The 7017-nt window shown below is 72.0% G+C and carries 7 protein-coding genes; 3 read left to right on the top strand and 4 right to left on the bottom strand.

The annotated features are described in order from the left end of the window. Positions 1–1030 (bottom strand): CBM35 domain-containing protein (locus ACFTXQ_RS21570; protein WP_382643048.1); only part of this gene is annotated, 1030 nt, incomplete at its 3' end. A 68-nt stretch (positions 1031–1098) separates the two neighbouring features. Then, positions 1099–2889, bottom strand: coding sequence for a diguanylate cyclase CdgB (gene cdgB, locus ACFTXQ_RS21565; RefSeq protein WP_382643046.1), 1791 nt, complete (start codon positions 2887–2889; stop codon positions 1099–1101). Between the two features lie 303 nt (positions 2890–3192). Here cdgB and ACFTXQ_RS21560 point away from each other — a divergent pair, with 303 nt between their 5' ends. After that, positions 3193–3762 (top strand): flavin reductase family protein, encoded by a 570-nt coding sequence (locus tag ACFTXQ_RS21560; RefSeq protein ID WP_382643044.1) that lies wholly within the window; start codon positions 3193–3195, stop codon positions 3760–3762. Positions 3763–3772: 10 nt separating this feature from the next. Here ACFTXQ_RS21560 and arfB read toward each other — a convergent pair whose 3' ends face one another. Continuing rightward, positions 3773–4198 (bottom strand): alternative ribosome rescue aminoacyl-tRNA hydrolase ArfB, encoded by a 426-nt coding sequence (gene arfB, locus ACFTXQ_RS21555; RefSeq protein ID WP_382643042.1) that lies wholly within the window; start codon positions 4196–4198, stop codon positions 3773–3775. 137 nt (positions 4199–4335) lie between these two features. Here arfB and ACFTXQ_RS21550 point away from each other — a divergent pair, with 137 nt between their 5' ends. Beyond that, positions 4336–4911, top strand: coding sequence for a TerD family protein (locus ACFTXQ_RS21550; protein WP_382643040.1), 576 nt, complete (start codon positions 4336–4338; stop codon positions 4909–4911). A gap of 77 nt (positions 4912–4988) precedes the next feature. After that, complete coding sequence (locus ACFTXQ_RS21545) at positions 4989–5519, top strand: GNAT family N-acetyltransferase (protein ID WP_382643038.1); 531 nt, start codon at positions 4989–4991, stop codon at positions 5517–5519. A 22-nt stretch (positions 5520–5541) separates the two neighbouring features. Here ACFTXQ_RS21545 and ACFTXQ_RS21540 read toward each other — a convergent pair whose 3' ends face one another. Further along, positions 5542–6969 (bottom strand): M1 family metallopeptidase, encoded by a 1428-nt coding sequence (locus tag ACFTXQ_RS21540; RefSeq protein WP_382643036.1) that lies wholly within the window; start codon positions 6967–6969, stop codon positions 5542–5544. Positions 6970–7017 lie beyond the last annotated feature (48 nt).

Raw genomic sequence — 7017 nt, 5'->3', positions numbered from 1 at the left:
CTGCGCACCGACGTCTCCGGCGACCCGACCTTCGCCGAGCTCGTCGCCCGGGTCCGCGAGACGGACCTGGCGGCGTACGCCCACCAGGACGTGCCTTCTTGAGGGTGATCCACGCGTAGGTGCGCGTCCATCCCTTGTCCCAGGCGCCGTCCGCCGCCTTGGCGAAGTTGGACAGGTTCAGCGACTGGTTCGGGCTCTGCCCGTTGACCGTGAGCGTCGCCTTGCCGTCCTTGCCGGGAACGCCGTAGTTGACGAACAGCGTGTAGTCGCCCGCCTCCGGCACGTCCACCGTCCAGGTGAGCGCCGCACCGGGCTGGTTGAAGCCGCCGACGTACTGGCCGCCCGAGCTCTTCGAGCCCGGCACCGCGTTCTCCAGCCGCGCGCCACCGCTCAGCACCATGCCCGCGCCGGCCGCCTCGCCCTTGGGCAGCGGGGCCTGGGAGGGCTTGGGGGAGCCGCTCGGGGGTGCGGACGAGGGGTTCTGCGGGGCCGCCGACTGCTGGCCGGCGTTGGCGGCGTCGTCGTTCTTGCCCTTGTCCTTGTCGCCGAAGGCCAGGGCGGCGCCGATGCCGATCACGACCGCGCCGACCACCGCGACGGCCGCGATGAGCAGGCCCTTGCGGCTGGAGCCGCCGCCGTGGCCGCCGTGGCCGCCGGAGGGCGTGATCGTCTGCGTCTGGTGCTGAGGGGCCTGCTGCTGCGGCGGAACCCCGTAACCGCCCGCCTGGAGGGCCTCCGGGGACTGGTACTGGGCCTGGTACGGCGGCTGCTGCACGGGCACCTGTCCGCGCTGGCCGCCGGCGTTCCTGCGCTCGCCGACCGTGCGCACCTGGTGGTGGGAGGTACGCGGAACACCGGGCTGCGCACCGGGATGACCACCGGCCGCGGGACCGGGGTAGCCGTATCCACCGCCCGATGCGGGCGGGGCGGCACCGGCCGCCTGGCCGTCCGCGTAGAGATACCCGAACGGATCATCGTCCTCGGGCTTGCTCGCCCCACCGTGCGGGCCGTTGTTCGCGGGCGTCGTCATCGCAGGTCACTCCTTTCGACCCCCGGGAGCCTACCCCGAACACGTGCGCCCACGGGCGGCCGATCGCCTCACCCGGCGCGGCGGTGCGCCTTGGAACGGGACCTCTTCTCGATGTACATCCGCTGGTCGGCGGAGCGCAGGACCTCGTCCGCCGACATGCCGCAGCTGGCCCAGCCGATGCCGAAACTGGCCCCGACACGGACCGCGCGGCCGTCCACGCGGATCGGCGGGATGATCGCGTTGCGCAGCCGGACGGCGAGGTCGGCGGCGTCCGCGGCACCCAGCCCGTCGGCAAGGACGACGAACTCGTCACCACCCAGCCGGGCGACGGTGTCTCCGTCCCTGACGCCCGTCGTGAGCCGCCGGGCCACCTCGATCAGGACGGCGTCCCCGGTGTGGTGCCCGAACCGGTCGTTGATCGACTTGAAGCCGTCGAGGTCGCAGAAGAGCACCGCGAGGCCCTTCGTCCCGTCGTCGATGTCGGTCGCGGGCGCCACGGTGTGCACGTGGTGGTCGTACGGGCCGTCCGCGCGGGCCGCCGGCGCACCGGGGAAGGCGAAGGGGTCGCCCCCGGGCACGCCCCCGGGCCCGGCCGCGCCCCCGCCCGCGGCCTGCCGGTCGGCGCCGTCGGCCGGGTAGTCGGTGGGGTAGTCGGGTTGAAAGCCGTGCTCGTCGGCACCACCCGCCCCTCCCCGCACCTCGTGCCCGTCGTACACCGTGTGCCCCTCACGGCCCTCGAAGGCCGCGTCCAGGGCCTCGACCGCGGTGGCCCGTACGGACTGCGGCCTGCGGCACAGCCGCGCCCCGAGCCGCGAGCGCAGCTCGGCGCTGTTGGGCAGGCCGGTCAGCGAGTCGTGGCTGGCGCGGTGGGCGAGCTGGAGCTCGTGCCGCTTGCGCTCCTCGATGTCCTCGACGTGCGTCAGCAGGAACCGCGGCCCGTCGGCGGCGTCCGCCACGACGGAATTGCGCAGCGAGACCCATACATACGTACCGTCGCGCCGCCCGAGCCGCAGCTCGGCGCGCCCGCCCTCGGCGGAGGTCCGCAGGAGCGTCCCGATGTCCTCGGGGTGGACGAGGTCGGAGAACGAGTAGCGGCGCAGTACGGAGGCCGGGCGGCCCAGCAGCCGGCACAGCGCGTCGTTGGTCCGCAGCAGCCGTCCGTGCTGGTCCCCGCCCATCTCGGCGATGGCCATGCCGCTGGGCGCGTACTCGAAGGCCTGCCGGAACGACTCTTCACTGGCGCGCAGGGCCTGCTGCTCCCGCTCCAGCCTGACGAGGGCCCGCTGCATGTTCGCCCGGAGCCTGGCGTTGCTGATCGCAATCGCCGCCTGGAAGGCGTACATCTGGAGCGCTTCGCGGCCCCAGGCGCCGGGCCGGCGTCCGTTGCGCGGTCTGTCCACCGAAATGACACCCAGAAGTTCCCCGCCGGACGCATACATGGGTGCGTAGAGCCGGTCCTCGGGGTGCCACTCGTCCTCGAAGCGCGGTTCGGGGCCCTCCGTGTGCCACTGGGGGACGTCGTCCTCCATGAGGATCCAGCCCTCGGTGTGCGGGATGAAGCGGAGCCCGTCCCAGTTCTCACCCATCGTCAGGCGGCGTTCCCAGGAGGTGCGGGAGCCGACGCGACCGGTGATGAGGGCCTCTGCGGCGGGGTCGCCGGCGAAGGCGGCGACGACGAGATCACCGTCCGGGCGTACGAGGTTGACACAGGCGAGTTCGTAGCCGAGACCCACGACGATGCCGTCCACGACGGTCTGCAGAGTGTCCGCCAGGCTCCTGGCCGTGTTGAGATCGGCCACCACCCGGTGCAGCTGCCGCAGGGTCGCAAGACGGACGTACGGCTCCGACTCGGTCTCCATTGCTCGCTCTCCCCGAGACCTCGACAGCAACTCCAGGTTTGTCATCGGCGTTTCGTTGCGGTGTCCCGTCCACTGAATCACAGTGAGCTGTGCCGCAGGTACACAGGGTCAACAAATCTTGCCCTCTGTGACTCAAGTCACATGAGATGAATAACGGCGCCCTTTATCACGGGGATCACCTGGGAGCGCTCCCTCTCCTTCCCGCCGGCAAACGATACGCCCGGGGCCTAGGCCGAGGGGCGGGGACGCGACTCGGACCAGGGCCCGATGTGCCGCGCGGGAGGGCGAGATTAGCGTTTCACCGTGCTGAAGACGACCCCCGTACCCGCCCCTGCCCGCCCGAACCCCCATGCTGAGGGGGTGAGCAGCGACGAGTTCCGGGCGGCCATGTCCCGACTGACGGCGGGCGTGTGCCTGATCACCGCGCACGAGCCCCCTCTGACGGCCGGCGGCCCGCGCGGCGAGGACGTCGGCATGACGGCGACCGCCTTCATGTCCGTGTCCCTTGAGCCGCCCCTGGTGGTGGTGAGCCTGCGCGAGGGCTCCCGGATGGACGACCTGCTGGCCGAGCAGCCGCTGTGGGCGGTCTCGGTCCTCGCGGAACACCAGCTCCAGGTCGCGGGCCGCTTCGCGATGAAAGGCCGCATCAGCGACCGGCTGCTCTTCGCGGACGTCCCGCACGTACGCGGCGAGGCCTCCGGCGCGCCCCTGCTGACGGGCGCCCTGGCCACCCTGGAGTGCCGCACGGAGAACCGTGTCGAGGCGGGCGACCACATCCTGGTCATCGGCCGCGTCCTGACCGCCGCCCAACCCGACCCGGACGCCCGGCCCCTGACCTACTTCCGGGGCCGCTACCGCCACTTGGGGGCGTGAAGCCCGGCGCCTACCAGTCCCGCCCGGTACGGCCGCGCTTCGTCTCGGCCCGCGCCTTCTTCTCGCGGAGCCTGCGCTCGTTGATCCCCCGCGGGATCTTCGTCGCCCGGCGCGGCTTCGGCGGCGGCGCCGTCGCCTCCGCCAGCAGCGAAGCCAGCCGCACCAGCGCCATCTCCCGGTTTCGGAACTGCGACCGGTGCTCGGAGGCCCGTACGGTCACCACCCCGTCCACCAGGCGGGACGCCAGCCGCTCCAGGGCCCGCTCCTTCCACACCTCGGGCAGCGCCTTCGTCGCCGCCAGGTCGAACAGCAGCTCCACGCGCGAGTCCGAGGTGTTCACGTGCTGCCCACCCGGCCCGGAGGACCGCGAGAAGCGCCAGGCGAGCTCGCCCTCGGGGAGCACGACCGAACCGCGGATGACATAGGGACCAGGCATGCCCCTATGATCCGCCGCCGCCACCGCCCCGTCACCCGCATTTCGCATGGAACCCGACGGCCCCCTCGTCGCGTTATAGGGGTCAGCGGTAGTTTGACCGCCTGTACGTGCATGTTGGATGAGGAAAGGGACATTCCATGGCTGTCAGCCTGTCCAAGGGCGGCAACGTCTCGCTCACGAAGGAGGCCCCCGGCCTCGCTGCCGTCACGGTCGGCCTCGGCTGGGACGTCCGGACCACGACCGGTGTCGACTTCGACCTCGACGCCTCGGCCATCGCCGTGAACGCGACGGGCAAGGTCGTCTCCGACGGCCACTTCGTCTTCTTCAACAACAAGTCCACCCCGGACCAGACCATCGTCCACACCGGTGACAACCGCACCGGTGAGGGCTCCGGCGACGACGAGGCCATCAACGTCAACCTCGCCGGCCTCCCGGCCGACGTCGACAAGATCGTCTTCCCGGTCTCCATCTACGACGCCGTCTCCCGCAGCCAGAACTTCGGCCAGGTCCGCAACGCGTACATCCGCGTCGTGAACCAGGCCGGCGGCGCCGAGATCGCCCGCTACGACCTCTCCGAGGACGCGGCGACCGAGACCGCCATGGTCTTCGGCGAGCTCTACCGCAACGGCGCCGAGTGGAAGTTCCGCGCCGTCGGCCAGGGCTACGCCTCCGGTCTCACCGGCATCGCGCAGGACTTCGGCGTCAACGTCTGAGCCGTCCGCGGCTGAAGATTTGCCTGTCGAAGCCCCCTCCCGCCGCTCGGGGAGGGGGCTTCGCTACCGTTCACCAGGTGATCCTCCAACCGCTCGTCCCCGTGGACGGCGCCCTGCCCGGCCCGGTCCTGACCGAGATCGCCGCCCTGTACGCGACGAACCACGCGTTCTTCGAACTCAGCGGCGACTTCCCCGACCCGAACCGCATCACGGTCGAACAGGTCGCGGCCTCCCTCGCCGACGAACTCGCCCACGACGGCGCCGAGGTGCTCCTCGCCCGCGCCGCCGGCCGCCTCGTCGGCCTGGCCGCCACGCTCACCCCCACCCTGCCGTCCCCCGGCGCCGCGGCCGCCGAGGACCCGGACCCGTGGATCGGCCTGCTGCTCATCGACGCCACCGCGCACCGCGAGGGCTACGGCCGCGCCGTGACCGGCCTGGTCGAGGACCGCTTCCGCGCCGCCGGCAGCACCGGAGTACGGATCGCCGTACTCGACAACAACCCCCGGGCGCTCGCCTTCTGGCAGTCCCAGGGCTACGCACCGGTGCGCCGGGCCAAGGACCGCGAACTGGGCCGCGACTGCACGGTGCTGCGCAAGCCGCTGGCGTAGGAGGCGGACACCGCTCGCGCCGCTAGGGGCGCGGGCGGTCCTTCCCGTACAGCCAGACGTCCCAGACCTTCTTCAGGTCGTGCCCGGTCTTCTCCTGCGCGTAGGCGGTGAAGTCGGCCGTACTCGCGTTGCCGTGCCGGTGGTCGGCGGCCCAGCCCCGCAGGAGGGCGAAGAACCTCTCGTCGCCGACCTCCTGGCGGATGCGCTGCAGCACCATCGCGCCGCGGTAGTAGACCGGGTTCCCGGAGATGGCCTCGGGGCCGGGCGGGTCGGCCGGCGGGAAGGCGTCCCAGTCGGATGCGGCCTGCTCGTCCACATCGGTGTCGCCGGCCAGGAAGGCGTCGAAGTGCTGCTGGGCCGTGGGCCCGCCGTGGTCCTCGGCCCACAGCCACTCGGCGTAGGTGGCGAAGCCCTCGTTCAGCCACATGTCCTTCCAGGACTTCGGCGACACCGAGTTCCCGAACCACTGGTGCGCGAGCTCGTGCAGGACCAGCTCGTCCTCGCCCGGCGCCCCGGAGAAGACGGGTTTGGTCTGCGTCTCCAGCGCGTAGCGGAGGGTCCCCTCCGGCAGTACGACGGCCCCCGCCGTACCGAAGGGGTACGGGCCGAAGCGCTTGCTGCCCCACTCCACCATCTCCGGCAGCCGCGCGAGCGGGGCCGCGCTCGCCGCCGCCTCGCCGGGCGCCACCGCCGTGTACAGGGCGACCCCGGACGGGGTGCGCCCCGTCGTCACCTTGTACGGGCCGATGACGGCCGTCGCCAGGTAGCTGGCCATCGGCTCCGGGCTGTGCCAGGCGAACTCCGTCCGCCCGCCGCCGACCTCGGTCCGCGCGCGCAACTCGCCGTTGGACACGGCCTCGTACCCCTTGGGCACGGTGATGGTGATGTCGTAGGCGGCCTTGTCGCTGGGGTGGTGGTTGCCGGGGAACCAGGTCATCGACCCGACCGGCTCGCCGACGCCGACCGCGCCCCGCGTGCCGTCCTTCCCGGTGGTGATCCAGCCTTCCTTGGACTGGTCCGGGTCCACGAGGGCCTTCGGCTTCCCCGAGTAGTCGACCTCCGTGACGAAGACCTCGCCCTTCTCCAGGTCCTCGGCCGGACGCACCGTCAGCTCGTTGCCGGTCCGGTTGTACCGGGCGCCGGCGCCCTGCACCGTCACTCCCTCGACCTTCAGGCCGCTGAGGTCGAGGTTGAAGGAGCTGAGCGCCTGCTCGGCGCGGGCGGTGATGACGGCCGTGCCGTGCAGCTGCCCGTCGGCCGGGTCGTAGTCCAGGTCCAGCTCGTAGTGGTCGACCTGGTAGCCGCCGTTGCCGGCCTTGGGGAAGTACGGATCGCGCAGCCCCGACGCACCTGGCCGCCCCTGCACCGTGCCGCCCGTACAGCCCGTGGTGAGGGCGAGGAGGGCGGCGGCGGCAGAGACGGCCAGGCGGGAGGTCGTGCGGTGTTCCACGTCCCGATCCTATGCGGCGTGCGCTCGGGGACTACGGAAAGCGAAGCG

The organism is Streptomyces sp. NPDC057010 (genome assembly GCF_042673805.1).
GTDB lineage: Bacteria > Actinomycetota > Actinomycetes > Streptomycetales > Streptomycetaceae > Streptomyces.
The sequence above is the reverse complement of the archived record's forward strand: the minus strand, read 5'-3'. Positions and strand labels throughout refer to the sequence as shown.